Source organism: Streptomyces sp. NPDC007856, assembly GCF_042868225.1.
Classification (GTDB): domain Bacteria; phylum Actinomycetota; class Actinomycetes; order Streptomycetales; family Streptomycetaceae; genus Streptomyces.
The window spans coordinates 200728-222869 of record NZ_JBIAEC010000016.1; the positions used below are offsets into that span (position 1 = coordinate 200728).

At 72.5% G+C, this 22142-nt stretch carries 23 protein-coding genes and 1 pseudogene; 12 read left to right on the forward strand and 12 right to left on the reverse strand.

Annotated features, from left to right (window positions below):
* Window positions 1–68 precede the first annotated feature (68 nt).
* Both ACFYOH_RS33305 and ACFYOH_RS33310 read left to right on the forward strand, forming a co-directional pair.
* Complete coding sequence (locus ACFYOH_RS33305; protein WP_388633424.1) at window positions 69–1070, forward strand: LacI family DNA-binding transcriptional regulator; 1002 nt, start codon at window positions 69–71, stop codon at window positions 1068–1070.
* A gap of 118 nt (window positions 1071–1188) precedes the next feature.
* Entirely contained in the window at window positions 1189–2625 is a 1437-nt protein-coding gene (locus ACFYOH_RS33310) for an aldehyde dehydrogenase family protein (RefSeq protein ID WP_388633427.1), read from the forward strand.
* A gap of 23 nt (window positions 2626–2648) precedes the next feature.
* Here ACFYOH_RS33310 and trxA read toward each other — a convergent pair whose 3' ends face one another.
* On the reverse strand, window positions 2649–3032 hold the full coding sequence (trxA, locus tag ACFYOH_RS33315) for a thioredoxin (protein WP_388633430.1): 384 nt from the start codon (window positions 3030–3032) through the stop codon (window positions 2649–2651).
* 141 nt (window positions 3033–3173) lie between these two features.
* On the opposite strand from trxA, the gene ACFYOH_RS33320 reads away from it, so the two are divergent.
* Entirely contained in the window at window positions 3174–4604 is a 1431-nt protein-coding gene (locus ACFYOH_RS33320; protein ID WP_388633433.1) for a dihydrolipoyl dehydrogenase family protein, read from the forward strand.
* Window positions 4605–4612: 8 nt separating this feature from the next.
* Here ACFYOH_RS33320 and ACFYOH_RS33325 read toward each other — a convergent pair whose 3' ends face one another.
* Window positions 4613–5257, reverse strand: a complete 645-nt coding sequence (locus ACFYOH_RS33325; protein ID WP_388633436.1) for a peptide deformylase — start codon at window positions 5255–5257, stop codon at window positions 4613–4615.
* Window positions 5258–5322: 65 nt separating this feature from the next.
* On the opposite strand from ACFYOH_RS33325, the gene ACFYOH_RS33330 reads away from it, so the two are divergent.
* Window positions 5323–5682, forward strand: a complete 360-nt coding sequence (locus tag ACFYOH_RS33330) for a BlaI/MecI/CopY family transcriptional regulator (protein WP_388633439.1) — start codon at window positions 5323–5325, stop codon at window positions 5680–5682.
* A gap of 65 nt (window positions 5683–5747) precedes the next feature.
* Here the strand turns inward: ACFYOH_RS33330 and ACFYOH_RS33335 are convergent, their stop codons facing one another.
* From ACFYOH_RS33335 to ACFYOH_RS33355, 5 genes and pseudogenes are all read right to left on the reverse strand, one after another.
* A complete protein-coding gene (locus ACFYOH_RS33335) occupies window positions 5748–6095 on the reverse strand; it encodes a tetratricopeptide repeat protein (protein WP_388633565.1) in 348 nt (115 codons plus the stop codon).
* Between the two features lie 62 nt (window positions 6096–6157).
* Complete coding sequence (locus ACFYOH_RS33340) at window positions 6158–6613, reverse strand: MarR family transcriptional regulator (protein WP_388633442.1); 456 nt, start codon at window positions 6611–6613, stop codon at window positions 6158–6160.
* Window positions 6610–7098 carry a MarR family winged helix-turn-helix transcriptional regulator gene (locus ACFYOH_RS33345; RefSeq protein ID WP_388633445.1) on the reverse strand — a complete coding sequence of 163 codons (489 nt, stop codon included), beginning with the start codon at window positions 7096–7098 and terminating at the stop codon, window positions 6610–6612. The genes ACFYOH_RS33340 and ACFYOH_RS33345 overlap by 4 nt, the downstream gene beginning before the upstream one ends.
* 332 nt (window positions 7099–7430) lie before the next feature.
* Window positions 7431–7601: pseudogene (locus ACFYOH_RS33350) on the reverse strand (N-acetyltransferase); the annotation flags it as partial.
* Window positions 7602–7711: 110 nt separating this feature from the next.
* Window positions 7712–8527: an alpha/beta fold hydrolase gene (locus ACFYOH_RS33355; protein ID WP_388633448.1), complete on the reverse strand. Its 816-nt coding sequence runs from the start codon at window positions 8525–8527 to the stop codon at window positions 7712–7714.
* 177 nt (window positions 8528–8704) lie between these two features.
* Here ACFYOH_RS33355 and ACFYOH_RS33360 point away from each other — a divergent pair, with 177 nt between their 5' ends.
* The 3 genes from ACFYOH_RS33360 (at window position 8705) to ACFYOH_RS33370 (ending at window position 11694) form a co-directional block, all read left to right on the forward strand.
* On the forward strand, window positions 8705–9949 hold the full coding sequence (locus tag ACFYOH_RS33360) for an MFS transporter (protein ID WP_388633451.1): 1245 nt from the start codon (window positions 8705–8707) through the stop codon (window positions 9947–9949).
* Between the two features lie 158 nt (window positions 9950–10107).
* On the forward strand, window positions 10108–10587 hold the full coding sequence (locus ACFYOH_RS33365) for an inorganic diphosphatase (protein ID WP_388633453.1): 480 nt from the start codon (window positions 10108–10110) through the stop codon (window positions 10585–10587).
* Between the two features lie 279 nt (window positions 10588–10866).
* Window positions 10867–11694, forward strand: coding sequence for a ZIP family metal transporter (locus ACFYOH_RS33370; protein WP_388633456.1), 828 nt, complete (start codon window positions 10867–10869; stop codon window positions 11692–11694).
* Window positions 11695–11772: 78 nt separating this feature from the next.
* On the opposite strand, the gene ACFYOH_RS33375 is transcribed toward ACFYOH_RS33370, so the two are convergent.
* Window positions 11773–12129: a winged helix-turn-helix domain-containing protein gene (locus ACFYOH_RS33375; RefSeq protein ID WP_388633459.1), complete on the reverse strand. Its 357-nt coding sequence runs from the start codon at window positions 12127–12129 to the stop codon at window positions 11773–11775.
* A 70-nt stretch (window positions 12130–12199) separates the two neighbouring features.
* On the opposite strand from ACFYOH_RS33375, the gene ACFYOH_RS33380 reads away from it, so the two are divergent.
* On the forward strand, window positions 12200–13330 hold the full coding sequence (locus ACFYOH_RS33380; RefSeq protein WP_388633462.1) for a cation diffusion facilitator family transporter: 1131 nt from the start codon (window positions 12200–12202) through the stop codon (window positions 13328–13330).
* A 170-nt stretch (window positions 13331–13500) separates the two neighbouring features.
* Here the strand turns inward: ACFYOH_RS33380 and ACFYOH_RS33385 are convergent, their stop codons facing one another.
* Both ACFYOH_RS33385 and ACFYOH_RS33390 read right to left on the reverse strand, forming a co-directional pair.
* Window positions 13501–13884: an MFS transporter gene (locus ACFYOH_RS33385; protein ID WP_388633465.1), complete on the reverse strand. Its 384-nt coding sequence runs from the start codon at window positions 13882–13884 to the stop codon at window positions 13501–13503.
* Between the two features lie 6 nt (window positions 13885–13890).
* Window positions 13891–14946, reverse strand: coding sequence for an MFS transporter (locus ACFYOH_RS33390; protein ID WP_388633468.1), 1056 nt, complete (start codon window positions 14944–14946; stop codon window positions 13891–13893).
* 227 nt (window positions 14947–15173) lie between these two features.
* On the opposite strand from ACFYOH_RS33390, the gene ACFYOH_RS33395 reads away from it, so the two are divergent.
* From ACFYOH_RS33395 to ACFYOH_RS33405, 3 genes are all read left to right on the forward strand, one after another.
* Window positions 15174–15755 carry an AAA family ATPase gene (locus ACFYOH_RS33395; protein WP_388633470.1) on the forward strand — a complete coding sequence of 194 codons (582 nt, stop codon included), beginning with the start codon at window positions 15174–15176 and terminating at the stop codon, window positions 15753–15755.
* Between the two features lie 65 nt (window positions 15756–15820).
* Window positions 15821–16696 carry an esterase/lipase family protein gene (locus tag ACFYOH_RS33400; RefSeq protein ID WP_388633473.1) on the forward strand — a complete coding sequence of 292 codons (876 nt, stop codon included), beginning with the start codon at window positions 15821–15823 and terminating at the stop codon, window positions 16694–16696.
* A 55-nt stretch (window positions 16697–16751) separates the two neighbouring features.
* Complete coding sequence (locus ACFYOH_RS33405; RefSeq protein ID WP_388633475.1) at window positions 16752–17642, forward strand: GNAT family N-acetyltransferase; 891 nt, start codon at window positions 16752–16754, stop codon at window positions 17640–17642.
* Between the two features lie 53 nt (window positions 17643–17695).
* Here ACFYOH_RS33405 and ACFYOH_RS33410 read toward each other — a convergent pair whose 3' ends face one another.
* Entirely contained in the window at window positions 17696–18691 is a 996-nt protein-coding gene (locus ACFYOH_RS33410; RefSeq protein WP_388633478.1) for a hypothetical protein, read from the reverse strand.
* Window positions 18692–18936: 245 nt separating this feature from the next.
* Entirely contained in the window at window positions 18937–20109 is a 1173-nt protein-coding gene (locus tag ACFYOH_RS33415; protein WP_388633481.1) for a site-2 protease family protein, read from the reverse strand.
* A gap of 591 nt (window positions 20110–20700) precedes the next feature.
* Here ACFYOH_RS33415 and ACFYOH_RS33420 point away from each other — a divergent pair.
* Window positions 20701–21381 carry a response regulator gene (locus ACFYOH_RS33420; protein WP_388633483.1) on the forward strand — a complete coding sequence of 227 codons (681 nt, stop codon included), beginning with the start codon at window positions 20701–20703 and terminating at the stop codon, window positions 21379–21381.
* Window positions 21382–22142 lie beyond the last annotated feature (761 nt).

A 22142-nucleotide genomic window follows, 5' to 3' on the forward strand; every position in this document is an offset into this window, starting at 1 on the left:
GTCGAACGGTGAACCACGTCGCCCCGCCTCATCCCGGCCCCCGGCCCTCTGCCAAGATGCGGTCTGTCATGGTGCAGATACCGAACACGCCCACGAGTGCCGATGTGGCCCGCCTGGCGGGCGTCTCGCGCGCGACCGTGTCCTACGTCCTCAACAACACCAGCGCCGTACGCATCAGCGAACCGACGCGCCGCCGCGTGCGCGAGGCCGCGCGGGAGCTGGGGTACGTCCCCCACGCCGCCGCCCGCAGCCTGCGTGCCGGACACAGTCGTATGGTCCTCATGCCCGCCCCGGCGATCCCGGTGGGCCCGCTCTACAGCGGATTCCTCAACGAGCTGCAGTGGGAGCTCGGTCGGCTCGACTACACCGTCGTGCAGTACGGCACCGTCGGCCTCCAGGGTGACGAAGCCGCCCGCTCCTGGGCGGAGTTGCGGCCGGTCGCCGTCCTGGTGCCCGGCGCGGAACTCGGGCCGCAGGGCGTCGGCGTCCTCAAGCGCTCCGGTGCCCGGGCCGTGGTCACCCTCGGCCCCGGACGTGTCGACGGCGCCCATGCCATGCTCATGGACTACGACGCCGTCGGCGAGGGCGCGGGCGCCCATCTGTACACCCGGGGCCGGCGCCGGATCGGCGTCGTGGTGCCCGAGGGGTCCGGTCTGGAGGCCTACTCCCGGCCCCGGCTCGCCGGTGTGCGCCGGGCGCTGCGCGGCACGGACGCCGCCGTCACGGAGCTGCCGCTCGCCTTCACGGAGGAATCGGCCGCACAACTGGCCGCGCGCTGGCGGGAGTCGGCGCTGGACGCGGTGTTCGCCTACAACGACGAGTACGCGATGCTCCTGATGCGTGCCCTCCAGGACACGGGTGTGCGCATCCCCGAGGACGTGGCCGTGATCGGCGCCGACGACCTGATGCTCGGCCGGCTGCTGCGGCCCCGCCTCAGCACGGTGCACATCGAACTTCCCTCGGGCCGCGACCTGGCCGAACTGGTCGACCGAGCGGTCCGCGACCCCGGCGGCGAGCCTGAGGTGCACAAGGTCCTGGGCGCCACGGTGGTGCCGCGCGAGTCCAGCTGACCCGGACCCCGGCCGCAGCACGGCTTCCGGATCTCCGTGTCGCGATGTAGTTTCGCGCTCAACCAAGTAGCGTCGAGGCAGGAGTTTCCTACCGCCCGGCGATCGATCGGAGAGCCGTATGCCGCTGCTCGACCCGAAGACCTGGCAGGACCGCAGCCTTGCCGGATCCGCCCACACCGTCACCGAGCCCGCCACCGGCGACGCGCTCGGCACCGTCACCCTCGCCGCCCCCGAGGACGTCGGTGCCGCCGCACGGGCCGCACGGGCCGCCCAGGGCGCCTGGGCCCGCGCACCCCACTTCCAGCGGGCCCAGGTGCTGCGCAGGGCGGGGGACCTGTTCACCGAGCACGCCGACGACTTGCGTGAGTGGCTCGTGCGCGAGTCCGGATCCATTCCGGGCAAGGCGGACTTCGAACTCCACGTGGCCGCCCAGGAGTGCTACGAGGCCGCCGCCCTCGCCTCCCGCCCGACCGGGCAGGTGCTGCCCAGCGACGCCCCCCGGCTGTCGTACACGCGCCGGGTCCCGGTCGGGGTGGTCGGTGTGATCTCCCCGTTCAACGCGCCGCTGATCCTGTCCATCCGCTCCGTCGCGCCGGCCCTCGCGCTCGGCAACGCGGTGGTCCTCAAGCCGGATCCGCGCACCGCGGTCTGCGGCGGCCTCGCCCTCGCCGCCGTCTTCGCGGAAGCCGGCCTGCCCGAGAACCTGCTGCAGGTACTGCCCGGCGGCGCGGAGACGGGCCGGGCGCTGGTGGAGGACCCGCTCGCCCCCGTCATCTCCTTCACCGGATCCACGGCGGCGGGCCGCGCCGTCGGCGAGGCGGCCGGCCGCCACCTGAAGCGAGCCCACCTCGAACTCGGCGGGAACTCGGCCCTGATCGTGCTGGCGGACGCCGACCTCGACGCCGTGATCTCCGCCGCGGCCTGGGGCTCGTTCTTCCACCAGGGCCAGATCTGCATGACGACCGGCCGTCATCTCGTGCACGCCTCGCTCTACGACGAGTACGTCGAACGGCTCGCCGCCAAGGCCGACTCGCTGACCGTCGGCGACCCGCACCGCGAGCAGGTCCACCTCGGTCCGGTCATCGACGCGGGACAGCTCGCCAAGATCGACGGCCTGGTGCGCACGAGCACCGCCCGCGGCGCGAAACTCGCCGCGGGCGGCACCCATGAACAGCTCTTCTACCGGCCGACCGTGCTGGCCGACGCGGGGGAAGACACCCCGGCCTACGCCGAGGAGGTCTTCGGCCCGGTCGCGCCGGTCCGCTCCTTCGCCACCGCCGACGAGGCGGCGGCGCTCGCCGCGGACACCCCGTACGGGCTCTCCCTCGGCATCGTCACCCGGGACACCGCCCGGGCCCTCGACCTCGCCGAGCGGATCCCCACCGGCATCGTCCACGTCAACGACCAGACCGTGAACGACGAGGCGGTGGCCCCCTTCGGCGGCGTCGCCGCGTCCGGCACCGGCGCCCGCTTCGGCGGCGAGGCCAACCTGGACGCCTTCACCGAGCTGCGCTGGACGACCGTACGCGGCGACGTGGCGCTGTACCCCTTCTAGGGGCGGCCATACCCTTCCGGGGGCTACTGGGCGGCGCCCCCCTGGGCCTCCTGGGCCGCGATGTCCTTGCGGACCTGGTCCATGTCCAGCTTCCGGGCCTGCCCGATGAGGTCCGTCAGCGCGGGCTCGGGCAGGGCGCCCGGCTGGGCGTAGACGGCGACCTTGTCCCGCACGATCATCAGCGTTGGGATCGACTGGATGCCGAAGGCCGCGGCCAGCTCCGGCTGGGCCTCGGTGTCCACCTTTCCGAAGGTCAGGTCCGGGTTGTCCTCGGCGGCCTTCTCGTACACGGGTGCGAACTGGCGGCACGGCCCGCACCAGGCAGCCCAGAAGTCGATCAGAACGAAGTCGTTGTCGGTGACCGTCTGGTCGAAGTTGTCCTTGGTCAGCTCCACGGTGCTGCTCATGGCGTGAGTCCCTCTTCCTGGGGTGGGGGTGTGCCGACGGCGGAAACACGGCCGCCGGACCGCCTATTCCACACGTGCACGTCTGTGTTCCGCGCGCGTACCCATGTGGCCGTCGCGCACACCACCCACCAGACTGACCCCATGACGGAAACGGAATCCATCGCGTACGACGTCGTGGTGCTCGGGGCCGGGCCCGTGGGGGAGAACGTCGCCGACCGCACGCGCGCGGCCGGCCTCACCACCGCGGTCGTGGAGAGCGAGCTGGTCGGTGGCGAGTGCTCGTACTGGGCGTGCATGCCCAGCAAGGCCCTGCTCCGGCCGGTCATCGCCCAGGCGGACGCCCGCCGGCTGCCCGGTCTCGCCCAGTCGGTCCAAGGGCCGCTCGACACCCCGGCCGTCCTCGCGCGCCGGGACGAGTACACCTCCCACTGGAAGGACGACGGCCAGGTCGGCTGGCTCGACGGCATCGGCGCCGAGCTGTACCGCGGCCAAGGGCGCCTCGCCGGCCCCCGCACGGTCACCGTGACGGCCCCCGACGGCACGGTCACCACCCTCACCGCCCGGCACGCCGTCGCCGTCGCCACCGGCACCCGCGCCCGGCTGCCCGACCTGCCCGGCCTCGCCGAGGTGAAGCCCTGGACCAGCCGCGAGGCGACCAGCGGCAAGGCTGCCCCGGCCCGGCTGATCGTCGTCGGCGGCGGTGTCGTCGCCACCGAGATGGCCACCGCCTGGCAGGCCCTCGGCTCCCAGGTCACCCTGCTGGTGCGCGGCAAGGGCCTGCTGAACCGGATGGAGCCGTTCGCCGGGGAACTGGTCGCCGAGGCGCTCACCCAGGCGGGCGCCGACGTCCGCACCGGCACCTCCGTGGAGTCCGTCACCCGGAAGAACGGCACCGTCGTGGCCGTGACCGCCGCCGGCGACCGGATCGAGGCCGACGAGATCCTCTTCGCCACCGGCCGGATCCCGCACACCGACGACATCGGCCTCGACACCGTCGGCCTGGAACCCGGCTCCTGGCTGGATGTCGACGACACCCTCCGCGTCACCGGCACCGACTGGCTCTACGCGGTCGGCGACGTCAACCACCGCGCCCTCCTCACCCACCAGGGCAAGTACCAGGCCCGCATCGCCGGCGCCGCCATCGTCGCCCGCGCGGCCGGCGACTCCGTGGCGGACGAGTCCTGGGGCGCGCACGTGGCCACCGCCGACCACCACGCCGTACCCCAGGTGGTGTTCACCGACCCCGAGGCCGCCGCGGTCGGTCTCTCCCTCGCCGAGGCGGAACAGGCCGGCCACCGCGTCCGCGCCGTCGACGTCGAGTTCTCCGCCGTCGCGGGCGCGGGTCTGTACGGCGACGGCTACAAGGGCCGCGCCCGCATGGTGGTCGATCTGGAGGACGAGATCCTGCGCGGCGTCACCTTCGTCGGCCCCGGCGTCGGCGAACTCATCCACTCGGCGACCGTCGCCGTCGCCGGCCGCGTCCCGGTCGGCCGCCTGTGGCACGCGGTCCCGTCGTACCCGACGCTGAGCGAGGTGTGGCTGCGGCTGCTGGAGGCCTACCGCGACAAATGACCGGCCGATTACGGTAGTTCGAAGCCGAGGGCGTCGGCCGCGGTCTGCGGGGTCGGCCCACTCCACAGCGCGGCGACGGCCTCGTTGGTCGACAGCGAGCGCAGTTCGGCGCGGTCCAGGTAGAGGGTGCCGTCCAGGTGGTCCGTCTCGTGCTGGACGATCCGGGCGGGCCACCCGGTGAACACCTCGTCGAGCGCGCGCCCGTGCTCGTCCGCGCCGCGCAGCCGCACCTCGGCGTGCCGGGCCACCACCGCCTGCCAGCCCGGCACGCTCAGGCAGCCCTCGAAGAACGCGGCACGAGCGGTGCCGACGGGCTCGTAGACCGGGTTGACCAGGACACGGAAGGGCTGTGGCACCCGGCCCCGGGCCACCGCGACCTCCTCGGGCACCGGCGCCGGATCCTCGATGACCGCGATCCGCAGGGGCACGCCGACCTGCGGTGCCGCGAGGCCCACGCCGGGCGCGGCGTGCATGGTCACGCGCATGGCCTCGATGAAACGGGCCAGCAGGGCGGGGCCGAGCTGACCGTCGTACGGCTCGGTGCCGCGGCGCAGCACCGGCTGCCCGGCGGCGACGATGGGCAAGGGGCCGCCGGCGGCGAGGAGTTCCTCGACCCGCTCGGCGAGCGGTGCGTGATCACGGAGAGGGGCCATCGCGTCAGCATGCCATGCCACCCGGCTGCCCACGGGTGCACCTGGTCGTGATGACGTGAAGTAGCGTGCTCCGACACGCCGGCGCCGACTCCGACGTCCAGAAGGTCACCGCGGCCTGGGTGCGGCAGCGCCTGGGCGGCGACCTCGCCTACACCACCGTCGTCACCATCCTGACCCGGCTGCCGGCCAAGGACGCCGTCGCCCGCGAACGCCAGGGCCGCTCCTTCGCATGGACGCCGACCGCCGACGTGGCCCGCCTCGCCGCCCTGCGCATGCGCCGCCTGCTGGACGGCGAACGGGACCGCGAGGCGGTCCTCGCCAGCTTCGTCACCGCCCTGCCGCCCGGCGACGAGCAGGTGCTGCGCGCCCTGCTCGACGGCAAGCACCACTGGGTGGTGACACACACGGTACGGCCGTCTCCCTGAGGCAGGCCGAGGGCCCGGCTCCCTGCCGGGAACCGGGCCCTTGTGCCGCGGCTCGTCGCCGCGGCTCAGTCCTGCGGGAAGTCGCCCGCGAGCGCCGAGGCGATCCGCAGATGCCGCTCCGCCTCCTCGTGCCGGGCCTGCCGCTGGAGCGTCCGGCCCAGCATCAGCCGGGCGTAGTGCTCCACCGGGTCACGCTCGACGACGATCCGCAACTCGGCTTCCGCACGGCGCAGTTGGGCCGAGTGGTAGTAGGCACGGGCCAGCAGCAGCCGGGGTCCGGTCTGCTCCGGCACCTCCTCGACCAGCCCGGTCAGCACCCGCGCCGCGCCCGCGTAGTCCTCGGCGTCGAAGAACTGCTGCGCGCGCTCCCAGCGCTCGGCCGGTGTGCCGTGGTCGTAGTACGTGGTCTCCACTTGCGTCTCCACTCGTGACCTCCTTCGACGGCCACAACGGAACACGCTTGTTCAATATTCCACTAAACCTGTCGGGCCTCCAGGGCGGCCAGCTCGGCGTTGGCGCGCTCGGTGATCAGGGTCAGCACCCGGCCGGTCACGGCGCGGTCCTCCTCGGAGATGCCGGCGTAGATCCGGGCCGACACCGGTGCCGTCTCGGCCGAGGTCCTGGCGTACAACTCCCGGCCGCTCCCCGAGATTTCCACCCGGGACGCCTCCGCCGCGACGAGCAGCCCGGCGGCGATCAGCTCGTCGATCGTCTCGTGAGCGTCCGCCGCGTCGACCTTCAACGCGTCGGTCACGCCGTCGACCAGCGCGGCGCGCTCGACCGGCCCGTCCGCGACGGCGGCGAGGCGCAGGGTGACGTTCTGCTGGAAGGTGGTGCCGTAGGAGGCCAGCACGCGCTCCAGGACGGCGCGAGCGGCGTAGTGGGCGAGGGTGATGGTGCGCGGGTCGACCAGGGGTGCGGTGGTGGTCATGACTGCTCCGTCTCGGGATCGGTGGTGCCGAACGGGTCAAGCGGTGCGTCGAGCAGGATCGTCAGCTCCCGGCCGAACTCCCGTGCGCGCGGGCTGTCAAGGCCGCCGAGCGGTGCCAGCAGTTGCCGCAGCAGCCCCTCGACGACATCGATCGCCTTCCGTGTGACCTCGCGTCCCTGCTCGGTCAGTTCGAGCTGTACGGCGCGCGGATCGCCGGGGTCCCGGGTGCGCTCCAGGAGGCCGGCCGACTCCAGGCCGCGAGCCAGCTTGGAGACGTACAGCGCCTCCAGGCCGGTGTGATCCGCGAGTCGCCGCTGGCTGGGCCGCAGGCCGGCGCGGTGCATGCCGTACAGCGACGCCACCAGTGCGTACTGCGCGTGGGTCAGCCCCAGCGGGGCCACGGCGCGATCCACCGCGACCCGCCACTTCATGGACAGCCGCCACACCAGGAAACCGGGCGTGGCTCCTTCGGAAGCCTTGCTCATGACAGACACAGTACATGGCTACTATGTACATGGCTACTATTAGGGAACACGTGGCTACTATTCGGGACGGCTGCCAGGGGGGGATGCCCGGCCGATCGGCGATTCCCTGCGGGGAATTGTCGTACGGCACCCGGCGCAGCATGGTCGTCGTCGTACGCCGACCATGCCCGACCGAGGGGAACGATCGTGTCCGACATCGCCATCGACATCCACCAGCTGACCGACCGCTACGTCGCGTGTGGAACGAACCCGACGCGGAGCGCCGCCGCACCGCGATCCGTGAGCTGTGGTCCGCCGACGCGGTGCACATGCTGCAGCCCCCCAAGGAGTTGCTGCATGTCGATGTACCCCTCGACCTCGTCCGCCCGCGGCACCCAGGTGAACCCATAGGCGCTCCGGTCCTCCTCGGCCGACGCGGCCAGGTCGGCGGCATGGCGGTGCGCCAAGGGCTCCAGGCGTACAAGGGCTCCTTCGAGAACCGGGCCGTCAAGCGCGAAACTCACCGATCACCACTCCATGCCTGTGCAGACCGTCCGCATCCGGGCGCAAGCGTTCCAGGGCCGTCGTACTCATGTCGCGTGGATTTCCGCACGTCATTGGCGGCGGGAGCGGCTCAGCGATGGCCGGCCACCTGCGTGGAGAGGAAGTCCAGCAGGGCGGCGTTGAAGGCCTCGGGCTGCTCCGCGCCGGGCAGATGCCCTGCCTTCTCGATGACCTCCATGGCCGCGTGGGGGACGAGACGGTGGATCACCTCGGCGTCCGCGACGGGCGTGTAGACGTCGTCCGCGCCGACGATGATCAGCACCGGCTCCCGCACGTCGGCCAACGTGTCCCGGTAGTCGGGGCGTTCGGCCCGTCCACGCAGTGCCGCCGCCGCGCCACGGGGGTCGGTGGCCCGCATCATGCCCAGGACTCGTTCCGCGACATCGGGCATCGCGGTGACGTTGTACGGGGCGAGCATCTTGTCGATCACCTCACCTGCGTAGCCGGCCATCCCCTCGGCGAGGAGCCGGTCGGCCAGCCGGTTGCGGAACTCCTTGCCCTCGTCGGTCTCGGCAGGTGCGGAGGCGTCGGACAGCACCAGGGCGTGCACCCGCTGCGGGTGACGGCGCCGGAACTCCATGGCGATCTGACCGCCCATGGACACGCCGCCGACCACCGCCCGCCCGATGCCCAGATGGTCGAGGAGCGCGGCGAGGTCGTCCGCGAAGTCGGAGAGGAAGACCTTCCCGGGGGTGACGCTGCTGCGGCCGTACCCGCGCAGATCGGGCGTGATGACCCGGTATCCGGCCTCGGCCAGTGCCTTGGCCTGGGGCGCCCACAGGGTGCGGTTGAAGGGGTGCCCGTGGATCAGAAGGACCGGCAGTCCGGCCGAGGGCCCGAGGTCGTCGTAGTGGATGGTGGCGCCACGCAGGGCTACGGCGTTCATGTCAGGCAGCGTAAACCTTGCCCCGGGGGGCAAGGTCAACGCGGCTACGCCTGGTCCCGTCGTAGATCCCGTGACGATCTTCATCTGTGACGAAGGCGTGAACCGGCTGCGCGAAGCGTTCTCGCACGAGATGCTTCGACCGGGGGAGGATGGGGCGAAATCGGAGGCGCTGCGGGCATGAATCAGCCGGTGTTCGAAGAGCGGGACGCGGACCGCCCGTCGGTGCGGATGGGGCCGTGGCGGTTCGTGGTCTGGTTCGGCACGGTCAGCCTGCTCGCGGACTTCGTGTACGAGGGCGCCCGCTCGATCACCGGCCCGCTGCTCGCCTCGCTGGGCGCGTCCGCCCTCGTCGTCGGCGTGGTCACCGGCGCCGGTGAGGCGGCGGCACTGGGGTTGCGGCTGGTCTCCGGCCCGCTGGCCGACCGCACTCGCCGCTTCTGGGGCCTGGCGATCGCCGGGTACGCCCTGACGGTCGCCTCGGTGCCGCTGCTGGGCGTCGTCGGGGTGCTGTGGGCGGCGTGCGCGCTGGTGATCGCCGAGCGGGTCGGCAAGGCGGTGCGCTCGCCCGCGAAGGACACGCTGCTCTCGCATGCCACCGCCGCCACCGGGCGGGGCCGCGGCTTCGCCGTCCACGAGGCGCTGGACCAGATCGGCGCCCTCGTCGGCCCGCTGCTGGTGGCGGGCGTGCTCGCGCTGACCGGGAACGACTACGGGCCCGCGCTCGGCGTGCTCGCCCTCCCCGGCATCGCCGTACTGCTGCTTCTGCTCTGGCTGCGGGCCCGGGTGCCGGACCCGGAAGCCTACGAACGCGAGGTGACCGCCGCCGCACCCACGGCACCGGGCGGGCGGGACGGCCGGGACGGGCGGCTGCCGAGGGCGTTCTGGACCTACGCCGGGTTCACGGCGGCCACCACGACCGGGTTCGCCACCTTCGGCGTGCTCTCCTACCACCTGGTCCAGCGCCATCTGCTGTCCGCCGCGTGGGTGCCGGTGCTGTACGCGGCGGCGATGGCCGTGGACGCCGTCGCCGCCCTGGCCACGGGCTGGCTGTACGACCGGCACGGTCCGCGCGTGCTGATCGCCCTGCCCGTCCTCACGGCGGGTGTGGTGGCCCTGGCGTTCACCGACACGGTCGCCGTCGCGGTGGTCGGGTCGCTGGTGTGGGGCGCCGCCATGGGCATCCAGGAGTCCACCCTGCGGGCCACGGTCGCGGATCTGGTGCCCAGCGGACGGCGCGCGACCGCGTACGGCCTGTTCGCGGGCGTGGTCGGCGCGGCGAGCCTGGCCGGCGGCGCGCTGACGGGCGGCCTGTACGGCTACTCGGTCCCCGTGCTGATCACGGTGGTCGTCGTCATCCAGGTGCTGGCCGCGGTGTTGCTGCTGGTCACCGGGGTACGAACCGCATCCGGACCCACGGAGTAGGCCTGCCGACGCCGGCCCACCCGTGTGGCTGGTTGCCGCCCCGGCCGTCCGGCAGGAGACTGCTGGTATCCGGCGATCGGGCTCACCGCCAACCGCACCGACGCGGTGCTGATGGCCTCTCCCCGCTGACCACGCTCACGTCTGAGGAGGTCAGGGCCATGCCCCGGATCACCGTCGACATCGACGCCACCGCTTCCTCCACCATCCGCACGTCCGACGACGGCGCCTCCGGCCGCCTCACGTCGACGGGCTGGCCGGTCGGACACGGACGCATCCCCGACACCCTGGACGACGACGGGTTGCCCCTGGACGCCCTGGTGCTGATGCCCGAACCCGCCCTGGCCGGCACCACCGTGCCCGCCTGGCCGCTGGGCGTCCTGCACCGCATCGGTGCACCGGCCGCACCCGCCGCCCCGGTGCTGCTGTGCGCGGCCGAGGACCCTTCCTTCATCGACCTCGTCGACACCGGCGACCTGCCCCGCTGGCACGCCGAAGGCGACGCCTGGGCCGCCGTTCTGGCACGCCTGCAGCATCAGGCCGTCGGCGAGGTCACCGACTGCGGTACCCGCGCCGAGGCCGAGCACCTGATCAGCGACGCCCATCATGCCTACGAGCGGCTCACGGGCTGCCTCGAATGACGGATCACTCGAACGACCACCGGGCAACGGCTCGCCGAACCCGCGCGGCCGCGCCTGCGGAATCCAGCCGCCGTGGCCCATCCCGGCATACCGGGTAGACCGCCGCAGACCGGCACCGGCTCGTCGTCGAAGGACACTGACCGGCAACGGATCCGTCAAGATTCACCCAAGCGCTGGACGCGAAACTCTTAGGTAAGGCTCGCCTAACCTATGCTGACGTCGTCCCAGGCAGCCCGCCCCCACCCGGCCGCCACCAGAGCACGACCCGGAGTTCTCCCCATGTCCAGCGCCAACATCGCCCTGCTCGGCGCCATCGCGGGCTTCACCATCTACCTCGGCCTCCCGCTCGGCCGGCTGCGCACACCGACGCCCCGCCTGAGGGCCGGGCTGAACGCCGTGGCCATCGGCATCCTCGTCTTCCTCGTCTGGGACGTCCTCACCCACGCCTGGGAACCGGTCGACGAAGCGCTGAGCGACCACCACTGGGCGACGGTCGCCTCCGGCGGACTCGTCCTCGCCGCCGGACTCGCCGCCGGACTCGCCGGGCTGGTGTACTACGACGCCTGGATCGCCCGCCGCCGCGCGGCCGCCAGGCGTCCCGCCGGTCCCGGCGCCGCCGTGGCGACGGAGCTGGCGCCGAAGACGCGCAGCCAGGCGGCCTCCCTCGCCCTGATGATCGCGACCGGCATCGGCCTGCACAACTTCGCCGAGGGCCTGGCCATCGGCAACTCCGCCGCCAAGGGCGAACTCTCCCTCGCCGTGCTGCTCATCGTCGGTTTCGGCCTGCACAACGCCACCGAGGGCTTCGGTATCGTCGCCCCGCTCGCCGCCGAGGGCGAACGCCCCTCCTGGGCCACCCTCTTCTGGCTGGGGCTCATCGGCGGCGGACCCACCTTCCTCGGCACCCTCGTCGGCCAGCACCTCGTCAACGACACCCTCTCCATCGCGTTCCTGGGCCTGGCCGCCGGCTCCATCCTCTACGTCGTCATCGAGCTGCTCGCCGTAGCCCGCAAGGCCAACCTGAAGACGCTCACCACCTGGTGCATCCTGCTCGGCCTGCTCCTCGGCTTCGCCACGGACGCGGTGGTGACCGCCGCCGGAGCCTGACCGTTCCCACGCATGGCAGGGACCTGCCCACTGCAACGGCGTTCCGGGTGCCCGGGACGCCGTTTTCCTGTCGGGTCGTCAGTCGTGCGGCGGCAGGTGGCCGATCTGGTGGTCGGCGATGTTCAGCGCTTCGTCGACCAGGCGGCGCAGATGTCCGTGCCGCAGCGCGTACACGACCCGGCGCCCCTCCTTCCGTGTGGTCACGAGCCCGGCCAGGCGCAGCCGGGCCAGATGCTGGCTGACCGATGTCCGTGTGGCATCGGTCGTCCCGGTCAGCGTCGTGACGTCGGCCTCCCCCTCGCCGAGCCGTCGCAGCAGAGCCAGACGGGTGCGGTCGGCGAGCAGGCCGAGGACCTCCACCGCGACCGCGAGCCGTTCGCCCTCGTCCGCTTGTTGCGAGGGGTGCGCACCTGATAGATGCATGCGTGCGTTCATGTGCACATAATGGGGGAGCAGCAGCACCGGCGTCCAGCCACGACCAGCCCGCCGTCGCGAAAGGCGCACCTTGAACGAGCAGACGCACACCCACGAGCCGCACGGGCACCGGCACGCGTACGCCGACGGCCACCATGATCACGGGCGCCACCACAGTGGCCACGATCATGGGCACGGGCACGACCATGACCACCCGCACGGAGCCGGATGGTGGCCGAAGGCCCGGCACCAGCTCGCTCACCTGGTGCGGCCGCACAGCCACGAGGCGCTGGACAAGGTCGACTCCGCGATGGAGACCTCCCGCGAGGGGATGCGCACGCTGTGGCTGTCGCTTGCCATCCTCGGGGCGACCGCCGTGGTCCAGGCGATGATCGTGGCGGTGTCCGGGTCGATCGCGCTGCTGGGCGACACCATCCACAACGCGGCCGACGCGCTCACCGCCGTACCTCTCGGGATCGCGTTCGTCCTGGGGCGGCGGGCGGCCAATCGCCGCTACACCTACGGGTACGGCCGCGCCGAGGACCTGGCCGGCATCGCCATCGTGCTGACCATCACCGCTTCCTCCGCGCTGGCCGCCTACGAGGCCGTCGACCGACTGCTGCACCCTCGCGACGTCAGCCACCTGTGGGCCGTCGCAGTCGCCGCCGTGGTCGGCTTCGCCGGCAACGAGTGGGTGGCCCGCTACCGCATCCGCACCGGCCGCAGGATCGGCTCCGCCGCGCTGGTCGCCGACGGCCTGCACGCCCGCACCGACGGCTTCACCTCGCTGGCCGTCCTCCTCGGCGCCGGCGGCGCCGCCCTCGGTTGGCGCTGGGCCGACCCGGTCGTCGGACTGCTGATCACCGCCGCGATCCTCATGGTGCTCAAGGACGCCACCCGCGAGGTGTACCGGCGCCTGATGGACTCCGTCGACCCCGCGCTGGTCGACAGCGCCGAGCGGGCCCTGCGCACCGTCGAGGGCGTCGAGCACGTCGCCTCGGTGCGGATGCGCTGGATCGGCCACTCCCTGCGGGCCGAGACCGACATCGTCGTCGACCCGCAGCTGAGCGTCGCCCGGGCCCACGCCATCGCCGTCGAAGCCGAACACGCCCTGATCCACGCGGTGCCCCGGCTGACCGCCGCCACCGTGCACACCGACCCGCACCCCACTCCCGACTCCGGTGACCCCCACGCGACTCTCGTCCACCACGCCCCCCGATGACGCCGGCAGGGCCGGTGCGGTGATCGCCCCGTCCGGCGGTCACTGACCAGGCCCGGACGGGCCGGCGTGAACGGGCCGCGCCTGTGCGAGAGCGATTGGCCTTGCGGACCGGAGAGCGGGCCACCTCGTCGGTGCCATAGGTGTAGCCGGCGGTCAGGCATGGCGCTTCTTCACTTGTCCGTTCGGCGCGTCTGGTGCCCTCGGCGAGCGGGCCGGTCGTGCCCCGGCCGGGCAGACAGGTCACCGGGCAGCAGGCCGAGCGCGAGGACGGCGGTTACGACGTAGAGCAGTGCCGAGCCCAGGGCGACGGTGTGGAAGCCGTGCACGAACTGCGAGCCGCTGCCGGGCCGGCCGGCGATGGCACCGGCCACCGCGATGCCGATCGCGCCGCCGGCCTGGCGTGCGGTGTTGTTGATGGCCGAGGCGAGACCGGAGCGATCGCCGGGTACGGCGGCGATGGCCGCGGCGACGACGGCGGGGGTCAGCAGGCCCAGTCCCACGCCCCACAGCAGGAACGCGGGCAGCATGGCGCCGTAGCCGGACGAGGGGTTCACCCCGGGTCAGCAGGGCCAGCCCCGCCGCGGCCAGGAGCAGTCCGGCACCGGACGTGCCCCGATCCGGCTGGTCAGCCGCCCGCCGAACGGCGCCAGCACGGCCAGCGGAGCGAACAGCGGAACGATCGCCAGCCCCGCCTCCAGTGTTGGGCGATGCTGGAGCGACTGCAGGAACAGCATCAGGACGAACAGCGTGCCGAGGGTGCACAGGTTCATCGTCCCGGCCGCCGTGTTCGCCACGGCGAAGCCCGCGCGCCGGAACAGCCCCAGCGGCAGCATGGCCCGTTCCCCGCGGCGCCGCTCGACGAGGACCAGCGCGGCGAGCGACGCCAGGGCCACCACCGCGGTCACGACGACCGGCGCCGACCCGGCGCCGGAGCCCCCGCCCTGGATGAACGCGAACGTCGTCGCCAGCAGCAGCAGGCTTCCCATCAGCAAACCGGGCAGATCGAGACTCCTGGCCTGCGGCTCCCTGCTCTCCCGGACGACCGCCACGGCCCAGGCCAGGGCCGGCAGCACGATCGGCACGTTGAGGAGGAAGATCGCCCGCCAGCCGAAGCCGTCGACCAACGCCCCGCCGAGCAGCGGTCCCGCGGGCAGGGCCAGGCTGCCGATCCCCGCCCACACACCAATCGCCATCGCCTGCCCGGCCCCCTCGGGGAAGGCGTCGCTGATGATCGCCAGCGTGCCGGGCAGCAGCAGCGCGGCTCCGATTCCCTGTACGACGCGCGCGGCGACCAGCACCGCGACGCCGGGGGCCAGTCCGCAGGCGAGCGAGCCCGCCCCGAAGACGATCAGCCCGATCAGCACGATGCGCTTGTGGCCGTGCAGATCCCCCAGCGTGCCGGCGGTCAGCATCAGCGACGCCAGCGCCAGCGCATAGCCGTCGACCACCCACTGAAGGCCGCTCACATCGGCGCGGAGCCCGGAGCCGATCCGCGGCAGCGCGACGTTCACGATCGTCACGTCGAGCAGCACCAGAAAGTAGCCGACGCACATCACGACCAGTACGGTGCGCGGCGAGCCGCCGTTCCCGGCCCGGGGCACGGTACGCCGCAACAAGCTCACAGCGGGACCGGCCACCCGGGCTGCGTACCCCCGGGGAACGCGTCCATTCCCGGGGTGCGATCGCGGCCGTACGGCATCGACAGCGGACGGAACTGCGTTCAGCCCCCTGCGTCCGAGCGTCGTCCTGGGCGCGGGGAGACGCGGGCGGTGGTGAAGTAGGCGCTGGCCAGGATCAGGCAGTACCAGCGCATCCGGCGTCCTCACATGTCATCGTGGGGGTCATGGCGAGCGACGCACATGTGGCCGTGCTGGTCGGACTGCAGGCTTCCGGGAAGTCCACCTTCTACGCGCGGTGCCTGTCCGGCCGGTACGCGCTGGTCAGCAAGGACCTGTTCCCGCGGGGCGCCAAGAACAAGCAGCAGCGGCAGATGCGGCTGGTGGAGGAGCATCTGGCGGCGGGGCGGCCGGTGGCGGTGGACAACACCAACCCCTCGCCACAGGAGTGGGGCCCGCTGCTGGAGCTGGCCCACACGCACCGGGCGCCGGTCACGGCCTACTGGTTTCCGCCGGACGTGGCCGGTTCGCTGCGCCGCAACGCCGCACGTGCGGGCCGTGAGCGGGTCCCGGATGTCGGCGTTCTGGCAACGCTGAAGCGACTGCGCAAGCCGTCACCGGCGGACGGATTCGACGAGGTCCGGGAGGTACGTTTCGACGGGCGGGGCGGCTTCGACGTCGAGGACGAGGCCGGGACCTTCTCCACCACGACACCACCCTCCGAGCTGGCATCGACGGCGCGGCCAGGGTGGCGGGAGGGAATCAAAGGGGCGCGTGCAGCGTTTTGGGGGAACACGGGGAATAGATAGAGCACCTCGGGGCGTGAGTCGGGAGGTGAGCGGGTACGGGCACTCCCTTCAGTACGCAACTGTCGGTGCCGGGCCTGTCACCGGTGCGCGGTCTCGGTGCCGAGGTCGGCCGGGCGGCGGTACGCCTGGTCAGGCTGCCGGTCGATATTGCCGTGGAGGGCGTGGGGCAGCTGACCGGCTGGATCGGTCATCCCCAGCCCGCGGGGTCGGCGCAGTGGAGCAGGCCAGGGGCGGCCGACGCGACGATCCCGGTGCTGCTGGTCCACGGTCTGGCCGACCGGGAGTGGGTCACCTCCTCTCTGCGGCGTGGCCTGGACGGCTGCGGTGCGGGCCCCTTCGTCACGGTCAGCTACAACGCGCTCAGCCCGGACATCCGCACGGCGGCCCGGGTTCTGGGCGAGCAGGTCGAGATGGTCCATGCCGACGGTGCGGCCGGACCCGTGATCCTGATCGGATACAGCCTGGGTGGCCTGATCGCCCGCTACTACGTACAGCGCCTCGGCGGGGACCACCATGTGCCCCTGCTCGTCACACTGGCGACCCCGCACGCCGGGACGGCGACGGCTCTGCTGGCTCCGCCCCATCCGCTGCTGCGCCAGCTGCGGCCGGGCAGCGATGTGCTGACCGAGCTCGCCGAGCCCGCCACCGGATGCCGTACGCGGTTCGTGGCCTTCTACAGCGACCTGGACGAGGCCGTCGTACCGGCCGCCAGGGGCCGTATCGACCATCCCCACCTCAAGGCCCGCAACATACTCGTGCCGGGTGTCGGACATCTGACCCTGCCCCTGCACCAGCCGGTCATCGATCAGATGCGCTCCCTGCTGACCGCCGCCGGCCAGGCCGTGGCCCCCGGATCAGCCGCGCACCGCTCGTCGCGCACCGCTCGTGACATCGGCACCGCCCGTGACATCGGCGACGAATCGGAGGACGCTGAGACGTAGGGGGTAGGAACGAACGTAGCCGGTAAGAACGTCAGCACCTGTGCGGACCGACACCATGGCCTCTTCACCCAGCCCCGACAACGACGCGACCATGCGTCCGTATCGCCCCGAGGACGAGCCAGGGGTGCAAGAGCTGATCGATGCGGACCGGCTGCCCGGGCAGCAGCGTTGCACCCCGGAGCAGCTGGCCGCCGCTCGGCGCGGTCCGCTCGCCCTGGCCGGCTGGGTCATGTCGGCCCGGCCCGGGATCGGCGTCCTGGCCGACGCCGAGGAGCGGCCCTGCGGCGTCGTCGCGTACGCGTCCTGGACGGATGCCCGCACCGGCGTGATCTGCTGGGCTTACGGCCGCGAGGATCCACCCGTGCTGCGGGCCATCCTGGGGCATGCCTGCGCCGAACTCGCCCACTGCCCGAAGATCGACGCGTTCGTCGGCGCCCCACCGGGTCCCCTGGGGCCGGGCGGCCTGCCCCGCGCCCGCCGGGCCGCGACCCATGACGCTCTGGTGGAGGCCGGATTCACCGGCCGTTGCCAGGGTGCCTACCTGCACTGCGCGCTACCGGGCGATCCGTCGCCCGCCAAGCTGGTCGCCGACGTCTTTCCCTGCGAAGTCCCGCCCGGGCACCGGCTGATCGTCCGCGACGGGGCCGAGCCGGTCGCGGAGGCGGTGGTCGGTGCCGGACCCGGCCGCACCGCGACCGTGTACTGGATAGAGACCCGTCACACCCACCGTGGCCGGGGCCTCGGCCGCAAGCTGCTCGGCCAGGCCCTGGCCCTGCTGGCCGAACAGGGTGCCTGCGAGGTCGCCCTCGTCATCGACGACGTCCCGGCCCGTCCCCCGGAGAGCGAGGCCGCCGCCCGGCTCTTCGGCTCCTTCGGCTTCACCCTCGTCGACCGGTTGTGGACCTACCGGCGGCAGCACCCCCCGAGCCCGCGGCCGACCGCGTGACTCCGGCGGTGCGACCGCGGCGCCGTCCGGTGTGACACCGGGAGCCGCACCGGTCAGGCCGGCACTCGCTCGGCGGCCTTCTCCGCGGCCTTGAGAACCGTGGAACGTGCCTGATGGCGCCGCTCGTACTCCAGAACCCGCCGGCAGTGCCTGGGCTCGGCGTCATTGAGCCGCTTGACGACCTCCTCCGCGGTCATGCCGTCGTAACCGGGCCAGGGCACCGGCCCGAGCAGGGTGGCGATCCGGCTCAGGACGGCCGGGCGGCCCGCGTGGGAACGCTCGTAGGCGCCGACCGTGGCCAGGTCCGACTGCGTCAGGTGCGGCAGCCGGTCGATGATCATCCTGGTGCTGAGCCTGCGGTAGTCGGGGATCGGCAGCTCGTCCTCGCTGATGAGGGCTCCCCGCGGGGCGCCCTGGAGCCGATCCGCACCCGGCATGCGCTCAGCCGTCTCCCGCAGCCAGCTGCTCCACTCGCGCACCGCCAGGGCAGCACCGCCGACACCCGCTCCGTCCGTGGTCTCGCTGGCCGCCACCGCGGCTTCGGCGTGCTGTTCCAGAGCGTCGGCGAACTCCTCCAGCGCCTCCTCGTCGTCATGGCGGATGGAGCCGAGCAACTCGGTGGTGACGGCGTCCCCGGACTCCTGGGCGATGCGTTCGGCGGCCCGGCAGACGGCCAGGGCCAGCGCGGTGACCGCGTACTCGTCCTCGGCGTTCTTCAGCAGCCGCAGCTGGGTGGCCGTTCCTCGACCGCGGAACACGGCGGCCGGAACCCACATCGCCATGCCGAAGGGCAGCCGGGCCGCATGCCCGGTGAGCTGCCAGGCGCCCCCGAGAACGTTCTGCATCAGTCCGCGGGGCTGCAACGTGCCCAGCCGTTCGTCGATGCGGTAGACGTGGCCGCGGGCGTCGCCGAGGCGGCGCTCCAGGACATCCCGGTGTTCACCGGGGGGCGTGACGGCGAGGTGGGCCTTGAAGCGGTCGGCGAGCGCCGCCTTGGTCTCACGGACCTCGCGCAGCGCCGGAACGAGCAAATCTGTGGCTACGGACATCAAGGTTCCTTCGGATGCTCGGTGCTCGGGAGGAATTCGGCCGGAAGCCGGCCCCGCCCCCACCGTGCCCCGAACCGGCCACTCCCGCATCCTCCGCTCCGGCGTACGGGAGCGGGCGCAAGTGCGGGCCGGTGCCGTGCCTCGGCGCCGAGGCCCCGCTCCTGGTGGTGCTGCGCTGCGGGAACGCGGTGGACCGCCTGCCGTACGTCAGTGTCGGTGCGCTGAGCCATCCGGGGCTTGGTCCACTACGTGGCGATCCCCTGGCGGCCCGCTCCTCCTCCCGGCGCCGCCGTCCCGTCGCTCTTGCGTGCCGTGTTGCGCTGGTAGAGCCGCTGGATGTCGTGTGCGGTGATGATGCCGTCGAGGCGATAGCCGTCCATGACCAGGACCGGCAGCCCGCCGCCGGTGCCGAGCCGTGCCAGGACCGCGGTGAGCTGCTCGTCCGGCGCGGCGATCGTGCACTGGGAGACGGGTGTCGCGAGGTCCCGTACGGGACGCGCCTGCTGCTCGCCGGACGGACCGAGGGTCAGTCGGCGCAGCTCCACGACCCCGCTGGGCCGGCCTTCGAAGTCCAGCAGCGGCAGCACCGAATGCCGTGTCCGGGCGGCCACGTCGGAAAGGAAACGGTCCACGGTCAGCCAGTCGGGGCCGGTGTCCACCGGACTGGTCATCGCGTCGGCGACCTGCACCCCGCGCAGGGCCAGGGCCAGTTGCGCCCACCGGCGTTCGGCCGCGGCGGCGCCCGCCACGAACAGCGCGACGACCATCAGCCACAGTCCGCCCGTCATACCCCTGGCGAACGCGAGCCACCCCACCAAGGCCAGGGCCATGCCGATGATCTGTCCGGTGCGCCCGGCCGCGCGCTGGGCCCGTTCGCGGTCGCCGGTGCGCCACCAGAGCGCGGCCTGGAGCACGCGGCCTCCGTCGAGCGGAGCGGCAGGCAGCAGGTTGAAGACGCCCAGCAGCAGGTTGATACCGCCGAGCCAGCCCAGTACGGCGACGGGGAGTCGCCAGTCGAGCGTCGCGTGAACCCCTGCCGCGGCGCCGACGGCGGCTCCGCCGAGCAGCAGGCTGGCCAGTGGCCCGCTGACGGCGACCGCGAACGCCGTCCGCGCCGTGGCCGGCCGGTCCATCCGGGTCACTCCGCCCAGGGCCCACAGCGTCATGTCCTGCACCGGCACCCCGGCCCGGCGGGCCACGAGCGCGTGCGCCGCCTCATGCGTCACCAGGGCGGCGAGCAACAGGAGAGCGCCGGCGACCCCGGCCGTCGCGTACGCGAGAGGGGCCAGACCGGGCACGTACGCGGGCAGCGTCCGGTCGGCCAGACCGTACGCGAAGAACAGCATGATCAACGGCACGCTCCAGTGCGCGCGCACCGTCACGCCCCGCACACTTCCGATCCTGATCGAACCCTTCATCGCCAATCTCACCACCGAGGGAGCGACGCGTATGGCCCCACGGCCGTGGTTCGCCCCCTCCATGGTCCATCGGCACCCCCGCGAACGGAAACGCCCCACCTGGCGTTCTTCCACATCCGCCGGTCGTCCGTCAGGGTGTGCAGCACACCGTGGCCATGTCGGTGAAGGTCTCCGTGGACCCGGCCCTCCATCCGGTGCTCACCAGTGTCCTGCCGCTGCGGGTGGAGCCGTCGCAGGCCGTCCAGCGGACCTTCGCATCCACCGCAACGGTGGCAGCAGGGCCGGGATGTCACCGCGCCGGGGCAGACACCCGTTCAGTACGACCATGCCGTCCCGTACGGAGACGGTGACCGCATCGGATGCCAGGCCGAGTCGCCGGGCAGGAAGGGGCCGACCGCCTCGTGCCGCAGGGACGGAAGGCCGGGATGTCGGCTGCCGGTCCGCGAGTTCCTCTCAGGCCTCGGCGACAGCGCCGAAATCAGGGCCGACCGGCCCTGGTCCGTGGGCCGGTAAGCCAGAAAGATCTCGGTGGGCAGGGTCGGTCCTGTCCACCGGCGGACATCGCTGCGAGACGCGGACAAGGAGTTTTCGATGGCGGACGGCGAGCAGGACAGCACGATCCGGGTCTTTCTGCTGGACGACCACGAGGTGGTGCGGCGCGGTGTGCGCGACCTGCTGAACGACGAGCCGGACATCAGTGTGATCGGCGAGGCCGGCACGGTGGAACAGGCCCTGGTGCGCGTCCCCGCGCTGCGCCCGCAGGTGGCCGTGCTCGACGTACGCCTGCCCGACGGTGACGGCGTGACCGTGTGCCGGGAACTGCGCTCACGGATGCCCGAGTTGGCCTGCCTGATGCTGACCTCCTTCGACGACGAGGAGGCCCTGCTCGACTCCATCATGGCGGGCGCGTCCGGCTACGTCCTGAAGCAGATCCAGGGCTCGGACCTCGTGTCCGCCGTGCGCACCGTCGCCGGCGGCCAGTCTCTGCTCGACCCGAGCGCCACCACCAGGCTGATGGCCCGGCTGCGCGGCGGTGAGCAGCAGGAGGAGCCGGACGAACTGCGGGGCCTGACGGAACGTGAGCGGGAGATCCTGGCCCTGATCGGGGAGGGGCTGACCAACCGACAGATCGGCCAGCGGCTCTACCTTGCCGAGAAGACGGTGAAGAACCACATCTCCCGTCTGCTCGCCAAACTCGGCGTCGAACGGCGCATCCAGGCCGCCGTCATCGCCACTCAGGTCCACGACAGGCAGCGGCCGGAAGGATCCTGAAGCCCCGGGACCGGGTGCACAGCCTGCTGGAGGCCGTCCTCTCGGTCGGCCGGGAGCTGGACCTCAAGCACCCCGAGCCGCTGCGGCCGGCCAAGCTCTCGGAGCACTCCACTTCGTACGGCTTCCCGTCGGGCCATCCGCCCATGAACACCTTTCTCGGCGTACCGATCCGGGATCGTCGCCTCGGTGCCCGGACGCCGTGCCTGCCGTGCGAACAACCAGGACCGCCGACGAGTTCGACCGACGACAACGGCCGTCGCCCGCGTGCCCACGAGGGCGACGGCCGTCGTGCGAGCGTCGTGCCTCCCCCGACACGAGACCCGCGCGGACGTCCTTGCCACTCGTGGGGGACCGCGGGAAGGACCGCCCCACCTCTTCGGAGTCGCAAGGACATGGCACCGCAGCCTGGTTGACGTCGTGTCCCGGGAGACTGCCGCGGTTCCTGCCTATGAGAGTCGAACCCCGACGGCTTGCCGGGAAGAGGGCGGACCGGCCCTCGGGCCAGGGTCTGAAGGCCCCGCTGTGACACCGCCCGGCCCACGGGCCGTCTGGTGCGGGCCGAGCGGGCGCGGGCGCCGGGACCATCGGGGCCCACCGGAGACCCTGCGCGCTGCACCGCCGACGAGACCGGCACCATCCACGACCTTTCGTCGGGGCACCCTGATCCGCCCGGACCCCACGGCGGGCTGAGCACGGCGCAGCGGCTGAGTCCGGCTCGCGCCCCAACCAGTCCGCCGCGGAGGGACGTTCAGCCCATCCGA

What these genes read in the sequence shown, in the direction of transcription:
- ACFYOH_RS33420 (WP_388633483.1), top strand. Translation starts at nt 20,701, where the DNA reads ATGGCGGACGGCGAGCAGGACAGCACGATCCGGGTCTTTCTGCTGGAC.
- ACFYOH_RS33365 (WP_388633453.1), top strand. Translation starts at nt 10,108, where the DNA reads ATGCCCCGGATCACCGTCGACATCGACGCCACCGCTTCCTCCACCATC.
- ACFYOH_RS33375 (WP_388633459.1), bottom strand. Translation starts at nt 12,129, where the DNA reads ATGAACGCACGCATGCATCTATCAGGTGCGCACCCCTCGCAACAAGCG.
- ACFYOH_RS33395 (WP_388633470.1), top strand. Translation starts at nt 15,174, where the DNA reads ATGGCGAGCGACGCACATGTGGCCGTGCTGGTCGGACTGCAGGCTTCC.
- trxA (WP_388633430.1), bottom strand. Translation starts at nt 3,032, where the DNA reads ATGAGCAGCACCGTGGAGCTGACCAAGGACAACTTCGACCAGACGGTC.
- ACFYOH_RS33345 (WP_388633445.1), bottom strand. Translation starts at nt 7,098, where the DNA reads ATGAGCAAGGCTTCCGAAGGAGCCACGCCCGGTTTCCTGGTGTGGCGG.
- ACFYOH_RS33415 (WP_388633481.1), bottom strand. Translation starts at nt 20,109, where the DNA reads ATGAAGGGTTCGATCAGGATCGGAAGTGTGCGGGGCGTGACGGTGCGC.
- ACFYOH_RS33355 (WP_388633448.1), bottom strand. Translation starts at nt 8,527, where the DNA reads ATGAACGCCGTAGCCCTGCGTGGCGCCACCATCCACTACGACGACCTC.
- ACFYOH_RS33310 (WP_388633427.1), top strand. Translation starts at nt 1,189, where the DNA reads ATGCCGCTGCTCGACCCGAAGACCTGGCAGGACCGCAGCCTTGCCGGA.
- ACFYOH_RS33325 (WP_388633436.1), bottom strand. Translation starts at nt 5,257, where the DNA reads ATGGCCCCTCTCCGTGATCACGCACCGCTCGCCGAGCGGGTCGAGGAA.
- ACFYOH_RS33305 (WP_388633424.1), top strand. Translation starts at nt 69, where the DNA reads ATGGTGCAGATACCGAACACGCCCACGAGTGCCGATGTGGCCCGCCTG.
- ACFYOH_RS33405 (WP_388633475.1), top strand. Translation starts at nt 16,752, where the DNA reads ATGGCCTCTTCACCCAGCCCCGACAACGACGCGACCATGCGTCCGTAT.
- ACFYOH_RS33320 (WP_388633433.1), top strand. Translation starts at nt 3,174, where the DNA reads ATGACGGAAACGGAATCCATCGCGTACGACGTCGTGGTGCTCGGGGCC.
- ACFYOH_RS33370 (WP_388633456.1), top strand. Translation starts at nt 10,867, where the DNA reads ATGTCCAGCGCCAACATCGCCCTGCTCGGCGCCATCGCGGGCTTCACC.
- ACFYOH_RS33340 (WP_388633442.1), bottom strand. Translation starts at nt 6,613, where the DNA reads ATGACCACCACCGCACCCCTGGTCGACCCGCGCACCATCACCCTCGCC.
- ACFYOH_RS33360 (WP_388633451.1), top strand. Translation starts at nt 8,705, where the DNA reads ATGAATCAGCCGGTGTTCGAAGAGCGGGACGCGGACCGCCCGTCGGTG.
- ACFYOH_RS33410 (WP_388633478.1), bottom strand. Translation starts at nt 18,691, where the DNA reads ATGTCCGTAGCCACAGATTTGCTCGTTCCGGCGCTGCGCGAGGTCCGT.